This is a genomic window from Streptomyces sp. PA03-6a, assembly GCF_033792765.1.
GTDB lineage: Bacteria > Actinomycetota > Actinomycetes > Streptomycetales > Streptomycetaceae > Actinacidiphila.
The window spans coordinates 19,926-42,127 of record NZ_JARAVK010000034.1 but is presented as its reverse complement, the minus strand read 5'-3'; the positions used below and the strand labels follow the sequence as shown (position 1 = coordinate 42,127).

The window sequence follows — 22,202 nt, the reverse complement described above, 5'->3', positions numbered from 1 at the left end:
CCCAACGCTACGACGTGGCACGGTCGGTCACCCCTCGGAGGTGCCGCCCCGCATCAGTTCGGCGGCCTCGGCGCGCAGGTCCCGGCGGAGCTCCTTGGGCAGCGAGAAGGTGATCGACTCCTCGGCGGCCTTGACGATCTCCACGTCCTCGAAGCCGCGGGCGGCGAGCCACTCCAGCACCTGCTCGACGAGCACCTCGGGCACGGAGGCGCCGGAGGTGACACCGACGGTGGACACGCCGTCCAGCCACGCCTCGTCGATCTCGTCGGCGAAGTCCACCAGGTACGAGGCACGGGCCCCGGCCAGCTTGGCCACCTCGACCAGGCGCACGGAGTTGGAGGAGTTGCGCGAGCCGACGACGATGACCAGTTCGGCCTCGGCGCCCATCTGCTTCACGGCGAGCTGACGGTTCTGCGTGGCGTAGCAGATGTCGTCGCTCGGCGGCGAGATCAGCAGCGGGAACTTCTCCTTGAGCGCGTCGACGGTCTCCATCGTCTCGTCCACGGAGAGCGTGGTCTGGGAGAGCCAGACGACCTTGGACGGGTCGCGGACCTCGACCTTCTCGACGTCGCCGGGGCCGTCGACCAGGGTGATGTGGTCGGGGGCCTCGCCGGAGGTGCCGATGACCTCCTCGTGGCCCTCGTGGCCGATCAGGAGGATGTCGTAGTCCTCGCCCGCGAAGCGCACGGCCTCCTTGTGGACCTTGGTGACCAGCGGGCAGGTCGCGTCGATCGTGGCGAGCCGGCCCTTGGCGGCCTCCTCGTGGACGACCGGGGCGACGCCGTGGGCGGAGAACATGACGATCGACCCCGGCGGCACCTCCTCCGTCTGCTCGACGAAGATCGCGCCCTTCCGCTCCAGGGTCTGCACGACGTACTTGTTGTGGACGATCTCGTGGCGGACGTACACGGGGGCCCCGTACTGCTCCAGGGCCTTCTCGACGGCGATCACGGCACGGTCCACACCCGCGCAGTAGCCTCGCGGGGCGGCGAGCAGGACGCGGCGGGAAGTCGTAGCGGTCATGTGCCCATCGTACGGGGCCCGGACGGGGCCCATCGCTGCCCCGGGTGGTCCGGACGGGGGTGCGGAGGCGGTGCCGGAGCGCCGCGGGGCGCACGCGCGGACGGCACGGGGGCGGCACGGGGGGCACGGACCGGGCACGGCGCTCAGCGACAGCGCCGCGGGCCCCGGGCGGCACGGCGGACGGCGAGCGCCCACCCGGTCGCGAGGGCGGCGCCCGCCAGGGGCAGGCAGCTGAAGCAGCCGCAGCCGGGGCCGTAGCGGCCGACGCGGAGCCCGGCGTGGACGCGCGGCGGGCGTTCGGACGGGGTCCAGCCGTACCGGCCGGGTCGGCGCATGGGAACTCCCGGGACCTGTCGGAGACGCCGGCGTCACCGACGTCGGCGGTTTACCGGCTTGCCCCCAGCCTGCGCGGCGGCCCGGCGGGGGGACAGCGGGGCGTGCCATTCGGGTCGGGCGCGAGGCACGTCACTGTCCGTGGCGGGGGCTAGTCTCGGCGTATGGCTGTGAACACATCCGCGGAGGCGCCGATCCCTGTCGGCGAGGTGTCCCGGCTGATCGGCGGCTGGGTCGACCGGCTCGGCCCGGTGTGGGTCGAGGGGCAGATCACCCAGTTGTCACGGCGCCCGGGCGCGGGCGTGGTGTTCCTGACGCTGCGCGATCCGTCGCACGACATCTCGCTCAGCGTCACCTGCCGCCGGGCGGTCTTCGACGCCTTCGACGGGGCGGTCGGCGAGGGCGCCCGGGTCGTGGTGCACGCCAAGCCGGAGTGGTACGCGCCGCGCGGCCAGCTGTCGCTGCGCGCGGCGGAGATCCGCCCGATAGGCGTCGGCGACCTGCTGCTGCGGCTGGAGCAGCTGAAGAAGCGGCTGGCGGGCGAGGGCCTGTTCGCATCGGAGCGCAAGCGGCCGCTGCCGTTCCTGCCGCAGCTGATCGGGCTGGTCTGCGGCCGGGCGTCGGCCGCCGAGCGGGACGTGCTGGAGAACGCGCGGCTGCGCTGGCCCGCGGTCCGCTTCGAGGTGCGCAACGTGCCCGTCCAGGGCGCGTACGCGGTGCCCCAGGTGATCGAGGCGGTGCGCGGGCTGGACGCGCACCCCGAGGTCGACGTGATCATCGTGGCGCGGGGCGGCGGCAGCGTGGAGGACCTGCTGCCGTTCTCGGACGAGCGGCTGGTGCGCACGGTCGCGGAGTGCCGTACCCCCGTGGTGTCGGCGATCGGGCACGAGCCGGACACCCCGCTGCTGGACCTGGTGGCCGACCTGCGCGCCTCGACGCCGACCGACGCGGCCAAGCGGGTCGTGCCGGACGTGGGCGAGGAACTGGCCCGGGTCGAGCAGCTGCGGCAGCGGTCGCTGCGGGTGATGCGCGGGCTGCTGGACCGGGAGGAGCGGGGGCTGGCCGCGGCAGTGAGCCGGCCGTGCATGGCACGGCCCCATCTGATGGTGGACGAGCGCGCCGAGCAGGTCACGACGCTGCTGGAGCGCTCACGCCGCCATCTGCGGCACCGGCTGGACCGGGCGGAGGACGAGCTGGCGCACACCCGGGCCCGGGTCGTGGCGCTCTCCCCCGCCGCCACGCTGCAGCGCGGGTACGCCGTGCTGCAGCGCGAGGACGGGCAGGTCGTGCGCGCCGCGGACGAGGTGGCCGAGGAGGAGAAGCTGCGCGCCCGGGTGGCCGAGGGCGAGTTCACCGTCCGCGTCACGCGCTGACCGCCGGCGCGCCGTTCCCGGGCCGGCCGCCGCGCGCCCGGCCGCCGTGTCGGAGGGCGGCCCTAGGCTGGTGCCATGGCAGATCAGGACACGCTGGGGTACGAGCAGGCCCGCGACGAGCTCGTCGACGTCGTTCGCCGTCTGGAGGCCGGCGGCTCCACGCTCGAGGAGTCCCTCGCCCTGTGGGAACGGGGGGAGCAGCTCGCCAAGGTGTGCCGCGACTGGCTGGAGGGCGCCCGCGCCCGGCTGGACGCGGCCCTGGCGGAGGAGTCCGGCGGCGGCGCCGGGCAGGGGCCGGAGGCCGCGGAGGAGGAATGACCGGGTGAGCGGGGCGCGGGCGGCGTGAGCCGCTTCACGTCCTAATAGTTGAAAGTTTAGTTGAAACTTCATCTACGCTGAGGGGAGTGTTCCGACGCGCCCCTCCCCCAGGGCGCGGTTCCACATCCCCCCAGAGGTACCGATGATGCTCCAGCTCGACACCGCCGCCCAGAACCTCCTCTTCCTCGATGCGCGCACCGCCAACGCCTTCACCGACGAACCGGTGACCGACGAGCAGGTCCAAGCCGTGTACGACCTGGTCAAGTACGCCCCGACCGCCTACAACCAGCAGCCGCTGCGCGTCGTCCTGGTGCGCTCCCCCGAGGCCCGCGGGCGTCTGGTGGGCCACATGAACGAGGGCAACCGGGCGAAGACCGCCACGGCGCCGCTGGTCGCGGTCCTGGCCGCCGACAACGAGTTCCACGAGGAGCTGCCGGCCCAGTTCCCGTCCTTCCCGCAGGCCAAGGAGGTGCTCTTCGCCGAGCGCCCGGTGCGTGAGGCGTCCGCCGGCTTCAACGCCGCCCTGCAGGTCGGCTACTTCATCCTGGGCGTGCGCGCCGCGGGCCTGGCCGCCGGACCCATGACCGGTTACGACGCCGAGGCCATCGACAAGGACTTCTTCCCCGACGGCGACCACTCCGTGCTGGCCGTGGTCAACATCGGCAAGCCGGGCGAGAACGCCTGGCGCGAGCGCGGCCCGCGCCTGGCGTACGACGAGGTCGTCACCACCGTCTGACGACGACCGTCACCGCCGCCGGCCCTGCCGGTGGCGGTGACGTGGTTCCGGGTCCAGGGTTCAGCCCTGCCGGCCGCCCCGCTCTTCGAGCGCGGCGGCCAGTTCCGCGAGCCGGGCCATCGGGGCCGTGCCGGTGACCATCGTGGTCACCCCGCCCTCCTCGCGCACCAGCGCGTCGTACTTGTGGCCCTCGTAGCGCTGCCAGGTCTCACCGCCGACGCTGCGGGTACCCACCCGCTTCGCCTCGTGGCTCTTCAGCGCGACGAACTTCTCCGCGGCCTCGTTGCTCTGCTCGACGGCCGCGTACTCGTTCTTCGGGTCGACGAAGCCCAGGTGCCACCGCACCGCCCCCGGGTCGGTGGACTCGTACGTCACCGAGGTCGCCCGCCAGTCCTCGCCGAGCCCCACCGGGGCCGCCACCTGGTACGGGGCGTCGCGCCGTGCCTGGTCGAGCTCGACCCGGTAGCCGACCACCTTGACGGGGTCGTGGTTCTCGTCGTGCGGGATGAAGAGCCAGATGCCCCCGGCGACGACACCGATCGCCGCCATCGAGAGCACCATGTCCCGCAGTGTTTCCGTGCCGCGCTTCTTTGCCACGCCCCCTATGGTCCCCCATACCCCGGACCGTCCGTCCGCCCGGGGTCGCGCCCGGCGGAAATCCGCTCATGTGACAGGTGCCCTGCTCATCCTGGCGGGGTCCGGATAAGGTCGTAACACCCTCTTATCCCGGCCGTCCTCGTACAGAAAGGTGCGCTGTGATGACCGAGCAGCACGAAAACCACAACCTGCCGCCGCAACTCGAGGTGAATCCCGAGGCCCCCGACCGCAACCTCGCCCTGGAACTCGTCCGGGTCACCGAGGCCGCCGCCATGGCGGCCGGCCGCTGGGTCGGACGCGGCGACAAGAACGGCGCGGACGGCGCCGCCGTCAAGGCCATGCGCACCCTCGTCTCCACCGTGTCGATGAACGGCGTCGTCGTCATCGGCGAGGGGGAGAAGGACGAGGCCCCGATGCTCTTCAACGGGGAGCGCATCGGCGACGGGAACGGCGCGGAGTGCGACATCGCCGTGGACCCGATCGACGGCACCACCCTGACCGCCAAGGGCATGCCCAACGCCATCGCGGTGCTCGCCGCCGCCGACCGCGGCGCGATGTACGACCCCTCGGCCGTCTTCTACATGGACAAACTCGTCACCGGCCCCGAGGCCGCCGACTACGTCGACATCACCGCCCCGCCCTCGGTCAACATCCGCCGGGTCGCCAAAGCGAAGGGCAGCGCCCCCGAGGACGTCACGGTGGTCATCCTCGACCGCCCCCGCCACGAGGGCATCGTCAAGGAGATCCGGGAGACCGGCGCACGGATCAAGTTCATCTCCGACGGCGACGTGGCCGGCGCGATCATGGCCGTCCGCGAGGGCACCGGCGTCGACATGCTGATGGGCGTCGGCGGCACGCCCGAGGGCATCATCGCGGCCTGCGCGATCAAGTGCCTGGGCGGCACCATCCAGGGCCGGCTGTGGCCGAAGGACGAGGCGGAGAAGCAGCGCGCCCTGGACGCGGGCCACGACCTGGAGCGGATCCTGCACACCGACGACCTGGTCGAGGGCGACAACGTCTTCTTCGTCGCCACCGGCATCACCGACGGCGAGCTGCTGCGCGGAGTGCGGTACCGCGCCGAGACCGCGATCACCCAATCGCTGGTCATGCGCTCGAAGTCCGGCACGATCCGCCAGATCGACTCCACGCACCGGCTGTCGAAGCTGCGCGCGTACAGCACCATCGACTTCGACCGCGCGCGCTGAGCCGGCGCGGCAGCCGCCGCGCACCGGCACACGAGAACCGGGACCCCGCCGTAGCGACGGGGTCCCGGCCCTTCCGTCGTTCAGCCGGCCGCGGCGATCCGCGTCCCGGGCCGCTGCAGCTCCGCCTCACGGCGGCGGCGCCGGGCCAGTACGACCCTGCGCTCAGCGGCGGTCATCCCGCCCCACACGCCGTAGGGCTCCGGCTGGAGCAGCGCGTGTTCGCGGCACTCCAGCATCACCGGGCAGCGCGCGCACACCCGCTTGGCGGCCTCCTCCCGGGACAGCCGCGCCGCGGTCGGCTCCTTCGAAGGCGCGAAGAACAGACCCGCCTCGTCACTGCGGCACGCCGCCTCCGAGTGCCATGGGCCGCCCAGGTCCCGGGGGTGACTCAGGGAGGACCTGGAGGCTGCCGGGGGCTCGATCGGTTGAAGCACGGGATACTCCTGACGACGGCTCGGCTTGGTGTCACCCTTGCCCGTCGCTGCGGTGCCGGTGCGTCTCCACGGGTCTGTCGGCGTGAGGAGGGCTGCGGCCAGCGACGTGTCCCCTTGCCCTACCCGCTGTGCGCGCGTTCATGCGCACCGTGCCGGGGCCGCCGCCCGGGCCACGCCTCCGTGGCACCGGGATCACGCCCCGCCGACCCCCTTGCGCGGCACGGGAGTTGACCCGCGCCGCGGTCAGCCGTCGAGTTCGGCGGGGCCGAGCCCCTTCTTCTTCACACGCTTGCCCCGGCGCGGCTTGGCCTCGACGCCGCCCCAGAAGGCGAAGCCCTGCACCTTGATGACCGGGGCGTGCGGGTCGGGCGACTCGTACGCCTTCACGTCGGAGCCGCCCATGATGCCCACGACGCCGCCGCCGTGCAGGGTCACGTTCTCCGGGACCCTGATCTCGATGCCGCCCATGATGGCCGTGCAGTTGATGACGAGCTCGGGGCTGGTGAAGGTGGCCTCGGTGAGGTCGATGACGACGCCGCCCATGATGGCGACGGCGTTGATCTTCGAGCCGACCCGCCAGCGTCCCTTGCGCTCGGCACCACCGAGGATGCCGATCAGGTTGGGGTTCTCCCCGGAGCCGTCCGGCACCCAGTGGTGCGCCCCGGGCGACGGGGCGGGGGCGCTCGTGGTGCGTCCCGCGGGGAGGTCGCGGACGTAGGGCTCCAGTTCGCCGACGGTCTTGGCCGCGTAGACCCCGTCGAGCCGCTCGGAGTGCTCCTCGGTGGTCAGACGGCCCTCCGCGAGGGCATCGCGAAGGATGTCGGCCACCCGGTCGCGGTCCGCGTCGGACGCACGGATATCGGCTTCGGCGACGGGGCGCACGGGGTGCTGTTCACGCTTCTGGAGCGACGACTCATCCACCCGACTACCGTACACAAACGCGATAGATCGCGACTAGGGCCGGTGAGGGTCACCTCACACATCCGGTACCCCGCGCACGTTCTACGCTTGTTGGGCTTCTATGACGCAGCGCCAGTGAGGATGTCCCTTATGCCCGAGTTTGCCTATACCGACTTGCTCCCCCTCGGTGAGGACACCACTCCGTACCGTCTGGTCACCTCCGAGGGCGTCAGCACCTTCGAGGCCGACGGCCGGACCTTCCTCAAGGTGGAGCCGGAGGCGCTGCGCAAGCTCGCCGCCGAGGCGATGCACGACATCTCCCACTACCTGCGTCCGGCGCACCTCGCCCAGCTGCGCCGGATCCTCGACGACCCCGAGGCCTCCCCCAACGACCGCTTCGTCGCCCTGGACCTGCTGAAGAACGCCAACATCGCCGCGGCCGGCGTCCTGCCGATGTGCCAGGACACGGGCACCGCGATCGTGATGGGCAAGCGCGGCCAGAACGTGCTCACGCAGGGCGGCGACGAGGCGGCCCTCTCGCACGGCATCTTCGACGCCTACACCAAGCTCAACCTGCGCTACTCCCAGATGGCCCCGCTGACCATGTGGGAGGAGAAGAACACCGGCTCGAACCTGCCCGCGCAGATCGAGCTGTACGCGACCGACGGCGGCGCGTACAAGTTCCTCTTCATGGCCAAGGGCGGCGGCTCGGCCAACAAGTCCTTCCTCTACCAGGAGACCAAGGCGGTCCTGAACGAGGCCTCCATGATGAAGTTCCTGGAGGAGAAGATCCGTTCGCTCGGCACGGCCGCGTGCCCGCCGTACCACCTGGCGATCGTGGTCGGCGGCACCTCCGCGGAGTTCGCGCTGAAGACCGCGAAGTACGCCTCCGCGCACTACCTGGACGAGCTGCCGGCCGAGGGTTCGCCGACCGGCCACGGTTTCCGGGACAAGGAGCTGGAGGAGAAGGTCTTCGAGCTCACCCAGAAGATCGGCATCGGCGCGCAGTTCGGCGGCAAGTACTTCTGCCACGACGTGCGCGTGGTGCGGCTGCCCCGGCACGGCGCCTCCCTGCCGGTCGCCATCGCCGTGTCCTGCTCCGCCGACCGCCAGGCCGTCGCGAAGATCACCGCCGAGGGCGTCTTCCTGGAGCAGCTGGAGACCGACCCGGCGAAGTACCTGCCGGAGACCACCGACGAGCACCTGTCGGACGAGGACGTCGTGCGCGTCGACCTCAACCGGCCGATGGACGAGGTGCTGGCGGAGCTGTCCAAGTACCCGGTCAAGACCCGGCTGTCGCTGACCGGCCCGCTGGTCGTCGCCCGCGACATCGCGCACGCCAAGATCAAGGAGCGGCTGGACGCGGGCGAGGAGATGCCGCAGTACCTGCGCGACCACCCGGTCTACTACGCGGGTCCGGCCAAGACCCCGCAGGGCTACGCCTCCGGCTCCTTCGGCCCGACCACGGCCGGCCGCATGGACTCCTACGTCGAGCAGTTCCAGGCGGCGGGCGGCTCCAAGGTCATGCTCGCCAAGGGCAACCGCTCGAAGCAGGTCACCGACGCCTGCGCCGCGCACGGCGGCTTCTACCTGGGCTCGATCGGCGGCCCGGCGGCGCGCCTGGCCCAGGACTGCATCAAGAAGGTCGAGGTCGTCGAGTACGCCGAGCTCGGCATGGAGGCGGTCTGGAAGATCGAGGTCGAGGACTTCCCGGCCTTCATCGTCGTCGACGACAAGGGCAACGACTTCTTCACCGATCCGGCACCCGCGCCGACGTTCACCAGCATCCCGGTGCGCCCGGGGTCGTGACCGGTCCGAGGCGGCCCGGCACCGCGTGCGCGGTGCCGGGCCGCCTTGTTCCCCGGTCCGTGCGGGCCGCCTTCCGGGCGGCCGACGGGGGGAATGAAACGTCCCGCGCCGCTGTCCTACCGAGGGGTCGGGGTTCTACTGGGAAGTACCCGGTACGCCCGACGATGTCCGCGATGGAAGGAATTCCGGCCATGCCCGAGCAGGACGCAGGGGACGAGCGCGAGTACCGCGTCGAGCACGACTCGATGGGCGAGGTGCGCGTCCCGGCCCACGCCAAGTGGCGCGCGCAGACCCAGCGCGCGGTGGAGAACTTCCCCGTCAGCGGACGCGGGCTGGAGCGGTCCCACATCGAGGCGCTCGCCCGGATCAAGGCGGCCGCGGCCAAGGTCAACGCGGAGCTGGGCGTCCTGGACAAGGACGTGTCGGAGGCGATCCAGGAGGCCGCCGCGGAGGTGGCCGGGGGGCGCTGGGACGGGCACTTCCCGATCGACGTCTTCCAGACCGGTTCCGGCACCTCGTCCAACATGAACGCCAACGAGGTCATCGCGACCCTGGCGAGCGAGCGGCTCGGCCGCGACGTGCACCCCAACGACCACGTCAACGCCAGCCAGTCCTCCAACGACGTCTTCCCCTCCTCCCTGCACATCGCCGCGACCGCCGCGGTGACCGGCGACCTGGTCCCGGCGCTGGAGCACCTGGCGGCGTCGCTGGAGCGCAAGGCCGCGGAGTTCGCGGACGTCGTGAAGTCCGGCCGTACGCATCTGATGGACGCCACGCCGGTGACCCTGGGCCAGGAGTTCGGCGGCTACGCGGCGCAGGTCCGGTACGGGGTGGAGCGGCTGCGGGCCTCGCTGCCCCGGCTGGCGGAGCTGCCGCTGGGCGGCACCGCGGTCGGCACGGGGATCAACACCCCGCCCGGCTTCTCGGCGGCGGTGATCGCCGAGGTGGCGCGGACGACCGGGCTGCCGCTGACCGAGGCGCGGGACCACTTCGAGGCGCAGGGCGCCCGCGACGGCGTCGTGGAGACCTCCGGGCAGCTGCGCACGATCGCCGTGGGCCTGACCAAGATCGCGAACGACCTGCGCTGGATGGGCTCCGGCCCCCGCACCGGTCTCGCCGAGATCGCCCTGCCGGACCTGCAGCCCGGTTCGTCGATCATGCCGGGCAAGGTGAACCCGGTGATCCCCGAGGCGGTGCTGATGGTGGCCGCGCAGGTCATCGGCAACGACGTGACGATCACCACGGCCGGCGCCGCGGGCAACTTCGAGCTGAACGTGATGCTCCCGGTGATCGCCAGGAACGTCCTGGAGTCGGTGCGGCTGCTCGCCAACGTCTCCCGGCTGCTGGCCGACCGCACGGTGGACGGGATCACGGCGAACGTGGAGCGCGCCCGTGAGTACGCGGAGTCCTCGCCGTCGGTCGTGACCCCGCTCAACAAGTACATCGGCTACGAGGAGGCGGCCAAGGTCGCCAAGCGGTCGCTGGCCGAGCGGAAGACCATCCGCGAGGTGGTCCTGGAGTCCGGCTACGTCGAGCGCGGGCTGCTCACCCTGGAGCAGCTGGACGAGGCGCTGGACGTGCTGCGGATGACCCGGCCCTGACGGCGCGCCGCGCCGTCGTCCCGGCCGTCCCCGGTGCCCGGCGTGACGAACGCCCGGCTCAAGGGTGACGCCCCCGTAACACGGGGTCCGTAAGATCCGTTCATGACAGCGGACATCCTTCTTCCCCGTGGAGCGGGCCAGGACGGCGGCGCGGGCCACTGGGCCCCCGGCGAGCAGGTGCTGTGGCGCTACCGCGGCAACGGCAGCGACGCGGTGCACATCTGCCGTCCGGTGACCGTGGTGCGCGACGACCCGGAGCTGCTGGCGGTGTGGATGGCGCCGGGCACCGAGTGCGTCAAGCCGGTCCTGGCGGACGGCTCGCCGATCCACCACGAGCCGCTGGAGACCCGCTACCTCAAGCCGCGCACGACGTGCGTCGACCGCTGGTGGGGCGCGGGCGTGCTGAAGCTGGCGCGCCCGGACGAGCCCTGGTCGGTGTGGCTGTTCTGGGAACAGGGCTGGCGCTTCAAGAACTGGTACGTGAACCTGGAGGAGCCGCGGCGCCGCTGGCCGGGCGGGGTCGACTCGGAGGACCACTTCCTGGACATCCACGTCACCCCGGACCGGGGCTGGCAGTGGCGGGACGAGGACGAGTTCGCGCAGGCCCAGGCCGCCGGCCTGATGACGGCGGTCACGGCGGAGCGGGTACGGGAGGCCGGCCGCCGGGCGGTCGAGGTGATCGGCGCCTGGGGGCACCCCTTCCGGGACGGCTGGGAGCACTGGCGTCCGGATCCGGCGTGGCCGGTACCGGCCCTTCCGGTTGACTGGGATCGTCCGGCAAGGTGACGGCGTGAGCGGCTTGCCGGGTACCCCTGCCCCAATCGTAAGATCGTGGCCCATAGTGCTGCACAAAACACAGGCTCACACTAGAGTTTGACGCTATGTCACCAAGGTCATACGGGAGGCCCGGGCTGTGGGAGTCGGCGGCTACGAGGACATACAGCTGGACCGCACCGGCCAGGCCGAGGGGTTCGACGCCATAGGTGACCGCTACGACGAGGCCTTCCCGTACAAGGAGGGCCAGGTCGCCGCGGGCGAGTGGCTCCTGGCGCAGCTCCCGGCGGGCTCCCGCGTCCTGGACCTCGGCTGCGGCACGGGACTGCCGACCTGCCGTCAGCTGGTCGAGGCCGGGCACGAGGTGACGGGTGTGGACCTCTCCGCGGGGATGCTCTCGCTCGCCCGCCGGCACGTGCCCCGGGCGACCTTCCTCCAGGCCGACATCGCCGACCTGCGGACCGGTGGCCGCCACGGACCCGACGGCCCGGGGGACCCGGGCCGCTTCGACGCCGCCGTGGCCTTCTTCTCGCTGCTGATGCTGCCTCGGGCGGAGATCCCGCTGGCCCTGCGCAGCGTCCACGACCTCCTCTTCCCGGGCGGAATGTTCACCCTTTCGATGGTGGAAGCCGACGTGGATGACTTCGCGATTCCGTTCCTTGGTAACACCATCCGGGTATCGGGTTATCTACGGGATGAATTGCGCCAGGTGGTGGCCGACGCGGGATTCACGGTCCTTAAGGAGGATTCGTACGCGTACGCGCCGCACACGACCGAAGTGCCGCCGGAGGAGCAGCTCTTCCTGCACTGCCGACGACCCGCCTGACGCGGCCGCCCCGCCACGTGCCCGGCACGTGACGCACCCGACCGGATGGAACGACCAGCGTGAGCACGGAGCGCATTTCTGAGCAGGCCGCTGTCCAGGGGACGACGGCCGGCCCGGCACGTCCGGGTGACACCGAACCGGTACCGGATCCACGGGCCGGCTTCCTGCTGCCCGCGGACCCCGCGCCGGGCGGCGGGTCGGGCGCGTCCACGGCCGGGGCGCCGGCCCCCGGGCGGTCCCCGGACCCGTCCGCGGCGGGCGACCGCCCGCGCCGGGGCCGCCGGAGCGGCGGCGCCAAGCGCGGCGCGGCCGCCGGCGGGGCCGGCGATCCCGGCGGCACGGCCATGCCGCCGGCGGAACGTCAGACCCCCTCCGATCCGCTCGTGTCGGCCCCCGCCCCCGCCAAGCCCGGCCGCGGCGGCCGGCGTGCGCGCGGCGGACGCACCGCGCGGCAGTCCTCCGAGGTGCGGGACCGTCAGGCCGCCCGGGTGGTCGCCGGCGAGGGGGTCGCCACCGTCCAGCACATGGCCGCCGCCCCCGCGGACGGCGGCCGCGGACGGCAGACCGTACGGCTGCGCTCCGCCGACGCCCCCGGCGGCGCCCCGGCCACCGGCCCCTCCTTCGACGGCTCCGCGGGCCGGGACCGGCGGGCCGCCACCGCCATGGCCGCTCCCGTGGAGCCCGGCCGCCGGGCCACGGCGGGCGGCGGGACCCCGGGTGTCCCGGGTGTCCCCGGTCCGACGCAGCCGGAGGGCGGCGAGCCGCGCACCCGGCAGCGGACCCCCGACACGACGCTGCCCACGTCCCGGACGGCGGGCCGGCAGGGCGGCCGCGGAGGCCACGCGGGCGGGCACCCCGTCGACGAGGACTCCACCGGCGGCCAGCCGCTGAAGAAGATCGGCCCGCAGAACCGCGGCCGGGCGGGGCAGGCGGAGACCGAGCGGCTGCGCTACGTGGGCGCGGCCACCCGCCGCATCGCCCGCGGCCTGGACCTGGACGAGATCGTGCTGGGCCTGTGCCGCTCGGCGGTGCCCGCCTTCGCCGACGCGATCCTGGTCTACCTGCGCGACCCGCTGCCGGTGGGCGACGAGCGCCCCTCCGGCCCGCTGGTCCTGCGGCTGCGGCGCACCGACCGCGTGCCGGACGAGAACGCCCCGGAGCCGGTGGAGGGCCTGCTCATGCCGGTCGTGCCCTCCACGGAGGGCGCGTACGGCGCTGCGGCCGAGGTCGTGACCGTCCCCATGGACGGCGCGCTGGCCGAGGTGCTGCGCGGGGTGCGCCCGGTGTTCTCCGACAGCGAGCAGGCCACGGCGGCCCTCCAGGAGCTGGTCGGCGGTTGCCGGCAGGCGGAGTTCGGCGAGACGTTAGACCTGCCGACCGGACGCCGGGCCATCCTGGCACCGCTGCGCGGCCGCCGCCGGGTGATCGGCGCGACCGTGCTGCTGCGCCGTCCCGAGCGGGCCCCGTTCGACCCGGACGACCTGCTGATCGCGGCCCAGCTGGCCACCCACACGGCGCTCGGCGTGGACAAGGCGGTGCTCTACGACCGCGAGGCGTCCATCGCCGACTCCCTGCAGCGCGAGATGCTGCCGGACTCCCTGCCGGAGCCCACCGGGGTCCGGCTGGCCAGCCGCTACCTGCCGGCCGCGGAGTCGGCCCGGGTCGGCGGCGACTGGTACGACGCGATCCCGCTGCCCGGCAGCCGGGTGGCGCTGGTGGTCGGCGACGTCATGGGCCACTCCATGACCTCGGCGGCGATCATGGGCCAGCTGCGGACGACCGTGCAGACCCTGGCGGGCCTGGACCTGTCGCCGCAGGAGGTGCTCTACCACCTGGACGAGCAGGCCCAGCGGCTCGGCCAGGACCGCATGGCCACCTGCATCTACGCGGTCTACGACCCGATAGCGCACCGGGTGACCATCGCCAACGCCGGCCACCCGCCGCCGGTGCTGCTGCACGCCAGCGGCCTGGCCGAGGTGCTGCGCGTGCCGCCGGGCGCGCCGATCGGCGTGGGCGGCGTGCCCTTCGAGGCGGTCGAGCTGCCCGCCCCGGCCGGGGCGACGCTGCTGCTGTACACCGACGGCCTGGTGGAGTCCCGCACCCGTGACGTGTGGGGCGGCATCGAGATGCTGCGCGAGCGGCTGCACACGGCGTCGGCGGTGCTGTGCCCGCCGCCGCTGGAGCCGCTGTGCGACGAGGTCCTGGAGATCGTCGGCCCGGGCGACCGGGACGACGACATCGCGCTGCTGGCCGCCCGCTTCGACGGCATCGCGCCGCGCGACGTCGCCTACTGGTTCCTGGAGCCGCGGCCGCAGACGGCCGGCCGGGCCCGGCGGCTGGTGCGCCAGGCGCTCAGCCGCTGGAACCTGGAGCCGCTGGCCGAGGCGACCGAGCTGCTGGTCAGCGAGGTGGTCACCAATGCGGTGCGGTACGCGGAGCGGCCGATCACGCTGCGGCTGCTCCGTACCGACGTGCTGCGCTGCGAGGTGGGCGACGACGCCCCGACACTGCCGCGGATGCGCCACGCTCAGCCGCAGGACGAGGGCGGGCGCGGGCTGTACCTCGTCAACCGGATGGCGCAGCGCTGGGGAGCGACCCGGCTGAGCGCCGGGAAGGTGGTCTGGTTCGAAATGGGCATTCCGGGCGGTGCCGACCGGTAGACGCTCCGTATCGGTACACGTTTTATTTCTGGACATTGTCCAGATCCGTGACGTGAAGTCATTGCCCGGCGTGCCGAGCCGGTGATTCAGTGTTTGTGTGGTCGTTAGCGACCAGGAGCCCCCGACGGACTCTTCCGAAGATCGACGGGAGGACACACTCACATGAGCACCCCCTACACCACCAACAACGCCGGGATCCCGGTGGAGAGCGACGCGCACTCGCTCACGGTGGGCTCGGACGGCCCCATCCTCCTCCAGGACCACTACCTGATCGAGAAGATGGCGCAGTTCAACCGCGAACGGGTACCGGAGCGTGTGGTGCACGCCAAGGGCTCGGGCGCGTACGGCGTCTTCGAGGTGACGAACGACGTCAGCCAGTTCACCAAGGCCGACCTCTTCCAGCCGGGACGCCGCACGGAGATGCTGGCCCGCTTCTCGACGGTCGCCGGCGAGCTGGGCAGCCCCGACACCTGGCGCGACCCACGCGGTTTCGCCCTGAAGTTCTACACCGAGTACGGCAACTACGACATGGTCGGCAACAACACGCCGGTCTTCTTCGTGCGCGACCCGATGAAGTTCCAGGACTTCATCCGCAGCCAGAAGCGCCGCCGTGACAGCTCACTGCGCGACAACAACATGCAGTGGGACTTCTGGACGCTGTCCCCGGAGTCGGCGCACATGGTCACCTGGCTGATGGGCGACCGCGGCGTGCCCAAGTCGTACCGCCACATGAACGGCTACAGCTCCCACACCTACATGTGGGTCAACGGCGGCGGCGAGCGGTTCTGGGTCAAGTACCACTTCAAGACCGACCAGGGGATCGACTTCCTCACCCAGGAGGAGGCCGACCACTACGCGGGCGCCGACGGCGATCTGCACCGCCGTGACCTGTACCAGGCCATCGAACGCGGCGAGCACCCCTCGTGGACGCTGTACATGCAGATCATGCCGTTCGACGACGCGGCGGACTACCGGTTCAACCCCTTCGACCTCACCAAGGTGTGGCCGCACGGCGACTACCCGCTGGTCGAGGTCGGCCGGATGACCCTGGACAAGAACCCCGAGGACTACTTCATCCACATCGAGCAGGCCGCCTTCGAGCCCAGCAACATGGTGCCCGGCATCGGCCCCTCGCCGGACAAGATGCTCCTCGGCCGGCTCTTCTCGTACGCCGACACCCACCGCTACCGGATCGGCCCCAACTACGCCCAGTTGCCGCCGAACCGGGCCCACACCGAGGTGCGCTCGTACGCCAAGGACGGGCCGATGCGCTACGAGCCGTCGCGCACCGCCGCGCCGTACGCGCCGAACTCCGTCGGCGGGCCCGAGGCCGACATCCGGCGCTTCGGCGACCCGGCCGGCTGGGAGGTGGCGGGCAACATGGTGCACGAGCCGTACAAGCTGCACCGCGAGGACGACGACTTCGGCCAGGCCGGGACGATGATCCGCCAGGTCCTGGACGACGCCGCCCGCGACCGGCTGGTCTCCAACGTGTCGGGCCACCTGAAGAACGGGGTCAGCGCCCCCGTCCTGGCCCGCGCGGTCGAGTACTGGCGCAACATCGACAAGGAGGTCGGCGACCGCATCGCCGCCAACGTCAACGGCCTGTGAGCCGGACCTCCCCACGGCCGCAGCCCCGGTGCACGTGATGTCCGTCCGTGCCCCGGGGCTGCATCGCGTCCGGCCGGAACGGAACCGGACGGGCTCCACGCGCATCCCATCGGCATGAGGACGGGACGGTGGGCGAGGGCGGGGGCCGTCATACCCCTGGTGACGGCGGTGGGCTGCGGGGTCCTGGGGGCGGACGGCCCCGACTGCACCGACATCGGAGCGGAGTCGGGGGTGCGGCTCGTGTTCGACACGGAGCCCGGCACGACCTACCGGCTGTGCGCCGGCGCGGTGTGCTCGCGCAGCGGAACGGGCGACGGGCAGGAGATGCTGCTCGCCCTGGACCTGCCCGGAGCGACCGGGCCGGAGCGGGTCGCGGTGCGCTTCACCGGCACCCCGCAGAATGCCCCGGGGACCGCGACCGAGCCCGCGGTGGACGAGCACATCGACGTCACGCTCAAGAAGTGGCAGCCGAACGGCCCGCACTGCGAGCCCACCGCCTATCAGGCCCATCTCGGGTACGAACCGGGAAAGGGCCTGTTCAGGGAGGGTTAGGTCACCGGCTCGCCGCTATGCACAAAGTCTATACACCGCAGGTATACGCGTCGTGTAGAGTCCTCGGTCATGAGCATCGGCCACACCCTGCTCGGACTCCTGGAGTCCGGCCCACGCCACGGATACGACCTGAAGCGGGCATTCGACGACAAGTTCGGCCACGACCGCCCGCTGCACTACGGCCAGGTCTACTCGACGATGGCGCGGCTGCTGAAGAACGGACTGGTCGAGGTCGACGGCATCGAGCCCGGCGGCGGCCCGGAACGCAAGCGCTACGCGATCACCGAGGCCGGGATCACCGACGTCGAGAAGTGGCTCGGGCAGCCGGAGAAGCCCGAGCCCTACCTGCAGAACACCCTCTACACCAAGGTCGTCCTCGCGCTGCTCACCGGACGCAGCGCCGCCGGCCTCCTCGACACACAGAGGTCCGAGCATCTGCGGCTGATGCGGGAACTGACCGAACGCAAGCGGCACGGCGACTTCGCGGACCAGCTCATCTGCGACCACGCCCTGTTCCACCTGGAGGCGGACCTGCGGTGGCTGGAGCTCACCGCCGCCCGCCTGGACCTACTCGCGGCGGAGGTAGCCGAGTGAGCACCACGGAGAACCTGATGGAGGCCGTCGACCTGCACAAGGCGTACGGCACGACCCCGGCCCTGGACGGCGCGGAGTTCGCGATACGTGCCGGGGAGGTGGTCGCCGTCATGGGGCCGTCCGGTTCCGGCAAGTCGACGTTGCTGCATTGCCTGGCCGGCATCGTCCGGCCGGACTCCGGCCAGGTGCTGTACCGGGGACGGGACCTGACCGCGATGAGCGACGCCGAGCGCAGCGCGCTGCGCCGCGGGGAGTTCGGCTTCGTCTTCCAGTTCGGCCAGCTCGTCCCGGAGCTGACCTGCGTGGAGAACGTGGCGCTGCCCCTGCGGCTGAACGGCACCCGGCGCAAGGAGGCCGAGGCGCGCGCCGGCGAGTGGCTGGCCCGGCTGGAGGTCGACGACCTGGCGGGCAAGCGTCCCGGCGAGATCTCCGGCGGCCAGGGCCAGCGGGTGGCCGTGGCCAGGGCTCTGGTCACCGGTCCGCGGGTGGTCTTCGCCGACGAGCCGACCGGCGCCCTGGACTCGCTCAACGGCGAGCGGGTGATGCGCATGCTGACCGACGCCGCCCGTGACACCGACGCCGCCGTCGTCCTCGTCACGCACGAGGCGCGGGTGGCCGCCTACTCCGACCGCGAGGTCGTCGTCCGCGACGGCAAGTCCCGCGACATGGAGAGGGTGGCATGAGCACCGACCACCCGTCCCCGAACGGCGGCACCCTCTCCGGCTGGGTCCGCGACCTGGGCCTGGGCGTCCGCTTCGCGGCGACCGGCGGCCGCGAGGGCTGGACCCGCACCCTGCTCACCGCGGTCGGCGTCGGCCTCGGCGTGGCGCTGCTGCTGGTGGCGGCCGCCGTGCCCGCCATGCTGAGCGCCCGCAACGACCGCGGCTACGACCGGGACTACTCCTGGTTCAAGGACCCGCCCCCGCGGACCGCCGCCACGGTGCTGTACGAGTCGGCCGACACCAGCTTCCACGACGACGCCATCCGGGGTCTGCTACTCAAGGCCGACGGCGACCGGCCGGTGCTGCCGCCGGGCGTCAAGACGATGCCCGCGCCCGGCGAGATGGTGGTCTCCCCCGCGCTGAAGAAGCTGCTCGACCAGCCCGGCAGCAAGCTGCTGCGGGAACGGCTGGACTACCGCGTCTCCGGCGTCATCGGCGACCAGGGCCTGCTCGGGCCCGCCGAGCTGACCTACTACGCGGGCAGCGACGAGCTGGTCGCGCGGAGCCAGGACGGGTCCACCGGAAACGCCACCCGCATCACGCACTTCGGGCGCGGCGAGGCGAAGCCCGAGCCGCTGGGCGGGGTGCTGAGCCTGCTGGTCGTCATCATCGTCGTCGTCCTGCTGATGCCGGTGGCCGTCTTCATCGGCACCGCCGTCCGCTTCGGCGGCGAACGCCGGGACCGGCGGCTGGCCGCACTGCGGCTGGTCGGCGCGGACAGCAGGATGACCCGGCGGATCGCGGCCGGCGAGGCGCTGTTCGGCTCCCTGCTCGGACTCGTCGTGGGCACCGGGATCTTCCTGTGGGTCCGGCAGTTCTCGCCCGACGTGACGTTGTACGACATCAGCCTCTTCCCGTCCGACATCACGCCCGGTCCCGGGCTGACCGCCCTGGTGATGCTGGCGGTTCCGGGGGCGGCGGTCGCGGTCACCTTGCTGGCGATGCGCGGCATCGCCATCGAACCGCTCGGAGTGGTGCGCAACGCCACCCCGCAGAAGCGGCGTCTGTGGTGGCGGCTGCTGATCCCGCTGGCCGGCCTCGCACTGCTGGCCCCGCTGTTCGGGAGCGTCTCCCAGGACAGCGAGATCAACCCCTACCAGGTGACGGCCGGCACGGTGCTGCTGCTGGTCGGTCTCACCGCCGTGCTGCCCTGGCTTGTCGAGTCGGTCGTCGGCCGCTTCCGCGGCGGCTCGCTGCCCTGGCAGCTGGCCACCCGCCGCATCCAGCTCAACAGCAGCGCCGCCGCCCGCATGGTCAGCGGCGTCACCGTCGCCGTGGCGGGGGCGATCGCCCTCCAGTCCCTCTTCATCGGGGTGCAGAACGACTTCGTCAAGGAGACCGGCGAGGACCCGGACCGCGCCCAGCTCAGCGTCTCGCCGAGCGTCGGCAGCGGGGCGGAGGCGCAGCGCGTGGAGAAGGCCTTCGCCGACACCCCGGGCATCCGCGCGGTGCTCGGCGTCGTCCAGGGCGACGCCGTCCAGGGGAACGCCCGGGCGCTGAAGTCCGAGGACGTCCGGTACGCGACCCTGGTCGTGGGCGACTGCGCGACGCTGCGCGAACTCGCCGAGGTCGGGGCCGACTGCGCCGACGGAGACGTGTTCCTGGTCTCCGACCCCGACGGCTACGGCGACATGAGCTTCGCCAAGCCCGGCGGCACGCTCGATCTGAACACGCCGGCCACGGACAAGTACACCGGCACCCCGCAGCCGTGGCGGATCCCGGCCGACGCCCGCCCGGCGAAGTCCCGTGTGGCGCCGGACGGAAGCCGGCAGTGGGGCGTGCTGGTCACCCCCGCCGCCCTGGACGTGGCGACCCTGCGCTCGCCCGTCGTCCGGCTCATGCTGAGGACCGCCCCGGGCTCGCCGGACGCCGTCGAGCACGCCCGCAACACCGCCGCGCGCATCGATCCCGCGCTCACGGTCTACCAGTTGCGCGCGACCAGCGAGGACCGCAAGTTCGCGACCATCCGGCGCGGTCTGTTCATCGGCGCCACCGCCACCCTGGCCCTGATCGGCGCGAGCCTGCTGGTCTCCATGCTGGAGCAGTTGCGCGAGCGCAGGCGGCTGCTGGCCGTGCTGGTCGCGTTCGGCACCAGGCGTTCCGTGCTCGGTCTGTCCGTGCTCTGGCAGACCGCGCTGCCGGTCGCGCTGGGGCTCGCCCTCGCCGTCGTCGGCGGTGCGGGACTCGCCGCGGCCCTGCGGAAGATGGTGGGGCTGGGCCCCCGTGTCGACTGGGCCAGCGTGGGCGCCATGACCGGCGCCGGCGCTGGAGTGGTCATCCTGGTCACGGCGCTGAGCCTGCCGCCGCTGTGGCGGATGATGCGTCCGGACGGTCTGCGGACGGAGTGACGCCGACGGCCCGCGGCCGTCAGCGGGCGAACCGTACCGGCAGCGGCGCCAGGGCACCGCGCAGCGCGGAGGCGAAGGCCTCGAACTCCTCCGCGCGCGCGGTGCCCGCGCGCATCGCCAGGGCGATGCGCCGTGACGGCGCCGGGTCGGCGAAGTACCCCGTGGCGAGGTCCGCGCTGCGTCCGGTCTCCACCGGGACCGCCGTCCTCGGCAGCAGCGTCACCCCGAGCCCGCCGGCCACCAGCTGCACCAGCGTGGACAGCCCCGCCGCGGTCGTGGTGGCGGTCGCCCCCTCGGTGCGGCCCGCCTCCCGGCAGACGTCCAGTGCCTGGTCGCGCAGGCAGTGCCCCTCCTCCAGCAGCAGCAGGTCCAGCTGCCGCAGGGCCTCGCGGGGGATGTCCGTCCGTCCGGCCAGCCAGTGGTCGCGCGGGGTGACCAGGACGAAGTCCTCGTCGAAGAGCGGCAGTTCGGCGACGGCGGGGACACCGAGCGGTACGGCGAGCAGCAGCAGGTCCAGCCGGCCCGCCGTGAGGCCGTCCAGCAGCGAGGACGTCTGCTCCTCGTGCACCTGCAGGTCGAGCTCCGGGTACGTGTCGTGCGCCAGCCGCAGCACGGTCGGCAGCAGGTAGGGCGCCACCGTCGGGATCACCCCGAGCCGCAGCACCCCCGTGAAGGGCGCGCGCGCCGCCTCCGCCTCGTCGAGCAGGTCGCCGACCGCCCCCAGCACCACCCGCGCCCGGACCGCGACGCGCTCCCCCGCCGAGGTCAGCAGCACCCTGCGGGTCGTGCGCTCCACGAGCACCACCCCGAGCGCCTCCTCCAGCGCGGCGACCGCCCCGGACAGCGCCGGCTGGCTCGTGCCGATCGCCGCGGCCGCGTCCCTGAAGTGCAGGTGCTCGGCGACGGCCGCGAAGGCCCGCAACTGGGACAGGCTCGGCTGGCGCTGGCTGCCGCGCTGACTACTGATAACCGCCTCCGATCAACGGCCTCCAGTCTAGTTGCGTACGCGATCAATGGCCGCCGGGCCGGGGCGGCGGTCCGCACCCTGTGGCGCCGGTCACTCTGCGCAGCGGCTCGCCGGAGCCTCACGCGTCGATAAGGGGTTCCGATCAATGCGCCCTGCCGGGGCGATTTCACTGATCAATGGCCTCATGGCAGGGTGAGCGGGACCCATCGAGGGACCCTGCGGCCACCCCGCGCCCCGGGTCCCGACCCTCCCTAGGAGTGCGTGTGCTCACCGTCGGTGACAAGTTCCCCACGTTCGAACTGACCGCCTGTGTGGACCTCGACCCCGAGAAGGCCTTCGCCCAGATCGACCACAAGTCGTACGAGGGCAAGTGGAAGGTCTACTTCGCGTGGCCGAAGGACTTCACCTTCGTCTGCCCGACGGAGATCGCGGCGTTCGGCAAGCTGAACGACGAGTTCGCCGACCGTGACGCGCAGATCCTCGGTTTCTCCGTCGACTCCGAGTTCGTGCACCACGCCTGGCGCAAGGACCACGACGACCTGCGCGACCTGCCCTTCCCGATGCTGTCGGACATCAAGCGCGAGCTGTGCACCGACCTCGGGATCCTCGGCGAGGACGGCGTCGCCCAGCGCGCCACCTTCATCGTCGACCCGAACAACGAGATCCAGTTCGTCATGGTGACCGCCGGTTCCGTGGGCCGTAACCCCAAGGAGGTCCTGCGGGTCCTCGACGCGCTGCAGACGGACGAGCTGTGCCCGTGCAACTGGAAGAAGGGCGACGAGACCCTCGACGTCGTCAAGCTGCTGGCCGGTGAGTGAC

At 72.3% G+C, this 22,202-nt stretch carries 21 protein-coding genes; 15 read left to right on the top strand and 6 right to left on the bottom strand.

Annotated elements, in window-relative coordinates; all coding sequences use genetic code 11:
- Positions 1-27: 27 nt before the first annotated feature.
- Positions 28-1,023: a 4-hydroxy-3-methylbut-2-enyl diphosphate reductase gene (locus PV350_RS11485; protein WP_499513726.1), complete on the bottom strand. Its 996-nt coding sequence runs from the start codon at positions 1,021-1,023 to the stop codon at positions 28-30.
- Between the two features lie 143 nt (positions 1,024-1,166).
- Entirely contained in the window at positions 1,167-1,358 is a 192-nt protein-coding gene (locus PV350_RS11480) for a hypothetical protein (protein WP_499513725.1), read from the bottom strand.
- A gap of 162 nt (positions 1,359-1,520) precedes the next feature.
- Here PV350_RS11480 and xseA point away from each other — a divergent pair, with 162 nt between their 5' ends.
- From xseA to PV350_RS11465, 3 genes are all read left to right on the top strand, one after another.
- Positions 1,521-2,729: an exodeoxyribonuclease VII large subunit gene (gene xseA / locus PV350_RS11475; protein WP_500333565.1), complete on the top strand. Its 1,209-nt coding sequence runs from the start codon at positions 1,521-1,523 to the stop codon at positions 2,727-2,729.
- 75 nt (positions 2,730-2,804) lie between these two features.
- The gene (locus tag PV350_RS11470) at positions 2,805-3,047 is read left to right on the top strand and encodes an exodeoxyribonuclease VII small subunit (protein ID WP_500333563.1); all 243 of its coding nucleotides are present in this window, start codon (positions 2,805-2,807) and stop codon (positions 3,045-3,047) included.
- A gap of 142 nt (positions 3,048-3,189) precedes the next feature.
- Positions 3,190-3,783, top strand: a complete 594-nt coding sequence (locus PV350_RS11465; RefSeq protein ID WP_500333561.1) for a malonic semialdehyde reductase — start codon at positions 3,190-3,192, stop codon at positions 3,781-3,783.
- Between the two features lie 60 nt (positions 3,784-3,843).
- Here the strand turns inward: PV350_RS11465 and PV350_RS11460 are convergent, their stop codons facing one another.
- The gene (locus tag PV350_RS11460; protein ID WP_500332245.1) at positions 3,844-4,380 is read right to left on the bottom strand and encodes a DUF4245 domain-containing protein; all 537 of its coding nucleotides are present in this window, start codon (positions 4,378-4,380) and stop codon (positions 3,844-3,846) included.
- 161 nt (positions 4,381-4,541) lie between these two features.
- On the opposite strand from PV350_RS11460, the gene glpX reads away from it, so the two are divergent.
- The gene (glpX, locus tag PV350_RS11455) at positions 4,542-5,585 is read left to right on the top strand and encodes a class II fructose-bisphosphatase family protein (RefSeq protein ID WP_499513720.1); all 1,044 of its coding nucleotides are present in this window, start codon (positions 4,542-4,544) and stop codon (positions 5,583-5,585) included.
- Between the two features lie 80 nt (positions 5,586-5,665).
- Here glpX and PV350_RS11450 read toward each other — a convergent pair whose 3' ends face one another.
- Positions 5,666-6,019, bottom strand: coding sequence for a WhiB family transcriptional regulator (locus PV350_RS11450; RefSeq protein WP_018561404.1), 354 nt, complete (start codon positions 6,017-6,019; stop codon positions 5,666-5,668).
- 243 nt (positions 6,020-6,262) lie between these two features.
- Positions 6,263-6,940 carry a DUF1707 SHOCT-like domain-containing protein gene (locus PV350_RS11445; protein ID WP_499513719.1) on the bottom strand — a complete coding sequence of 226 codons (678 nt, stop codon included), beginning with the start codon at positions 6,938-6,940 and terminating at the stop codon, positions 6,263-6,265.
- 129 nt (positions 6,941-7,069) lie between these two features.
- Between PV350_RS11445 and PV350_RS11440 the strand changes: the two genes are divergently transcribed.
- The 10 genes from PV350_RS11440 (at position 7,070) to PV350_RS11395 (ending at position 20,416) form a co-directional block, all read left to right on the top strand.
- On the top strand, positions 7,070-8,728 hold the full coding sequence (locus tag PV350_RS11440) for a fumarate hydratase (protein WP_499513718.1): 1,659 nt from the start codon (positions 7,070-7,072) through the stop codon (positions 8,726-8,728).
- Positions 8,729-8,919: 191 nt separating this feature from the next.
- Positions 8,920-10,329 carry a class II fumarate hydratase gene (locus PV350_RS11435; protein WP_499513717.1) on the top strand — a complete coding sequence of 470 codons (1,410 nt, stop codon included), beginning with the start codon at positions 8,920-8,922 and terminating at the stop codon, positions 10,327-10,329.
- Positions 10,330-10,431: 102 nt separating this feature from the next.
- A complete protein-coding gene (gene fomD, locus PV350_RS11430) occupies positions 10,432-11,115 on the top strand; it encodes a cytidylyl-2-hydroxypropylphosphonate hydrolase (RefSeq protein WP_500333558.1) in 684 nt (227 codons plus the stop codon).
- Between the two features lie 127 nt (positions 11,116-11,242).
- Entirely contained in the window at positions 11,243-11,929 is a 687-nt protein-coding gene (locus PV350_RS11425; RefSeq protein ID WP_500333557.1) for a class I SAM-dependent DNA methyltransferase, read from the top strand.
- A 59-nt stretch (positions 11,930-11,988) separates the two neighbouring features.
- Positions 11,989-14,589 (top strand): ATP-binding SpoIIE family protein phosphatase, encoded by a 2,601-nt coding sequence (locus PV350_RS11420; RefSeq protein WP_500333555.1) that lies wholly within the window; start codon positions 11,989-11,991, stop codon positions 14,587-14,589.
- Between the two features lie 162 nt (positions 14,590-14,751).
- Entirely contained in the window at positions 14,752-16,200 is a 1,449-nt protein-coding gene (locus PV350_RS11415) for a catalase (protein ID WP_499513713.1), read from the top strand.
- Between the two features lie 114 nt (positions 16,201-16,314).
- Positions 16,315-16,752 carry a hypothetical protein gene (locus PV350_RS11410; protein WP_499513712.1) on the top strand — a complete coding sequence of 146 codons (438 nt, stop codon included), beginning with the start codon at positions 16,315-16,317 and terminating at the stop codon, positions 16,750-16,752.
- Between the two features lie 69 nt (positions 16,753-16,821).
- Entirely contained in the window at positions 16,822-17,346 is a 525-nt protein-coding gene (locus PV350_RS11405) for a PadR family transcriptional regulator (RefSeq protein ID WP_499513711.1), read from the top strand.
- 17 nt (positions 17,347-17,363) lie between these two features.
- Positions 17,364-18,029 (top strand): ABC transporter ATP-binding protein, encoded by a 666-nt coding sequence (locus PV350_RS11400; RefSeq protein WP_499516930.1) that lies wholly within the window; start codon positions 17,364-17,366, stop codon positions 18,027-18,029.
- Positions 18,026-20,416, top strand: a complete 2,391-nt coding sequence (locus PV350_RS11395) for an FtsX-like permease family protein (protein WP_500333553.1) — start codon at positions 18,026-18,028, stop codon at positions 20,414-20,416. Before PV350_RS11400 ends, PV350_RS11395 begins: the two co-directional genes overlap by 4 nt.
- Before the next feature lie 19 nt (positions 20,417-20,435).
- Here PV350_RS11395 and PV350_RS11390 read toward each other — a convergent pair whose 3' ends face one another.
- Positions 20,436-21,338, bottom strand: a complete 903-nt coding sequence (locus PV350_RS11390) for a hydrogen peroxide-inducible genes activator (RefSeq protein ID WP_499513709.1) — start codon at positions 21,336-21,338, stop codon at positions 20,436-20,438.
- A 308-nt stretch (positions 21,339-21,646) separates the two neighbouring features.
- Here PV350_RS11390 and PV350_RS11385 point away from each other — a divergent pair, with 308 nt between their 5' ends.
- Positions 21,647-22,201, top strand: coding sequence for a peroxiredoxin (locus PV350_RS11385; RefSeq protein WP_361809491.1), 555 nt, complete (start codon positions 21,647-21,649; stop codon positions 22,199-22,201).
- Position 22,202: the final 1 nt, after the last annotated feature.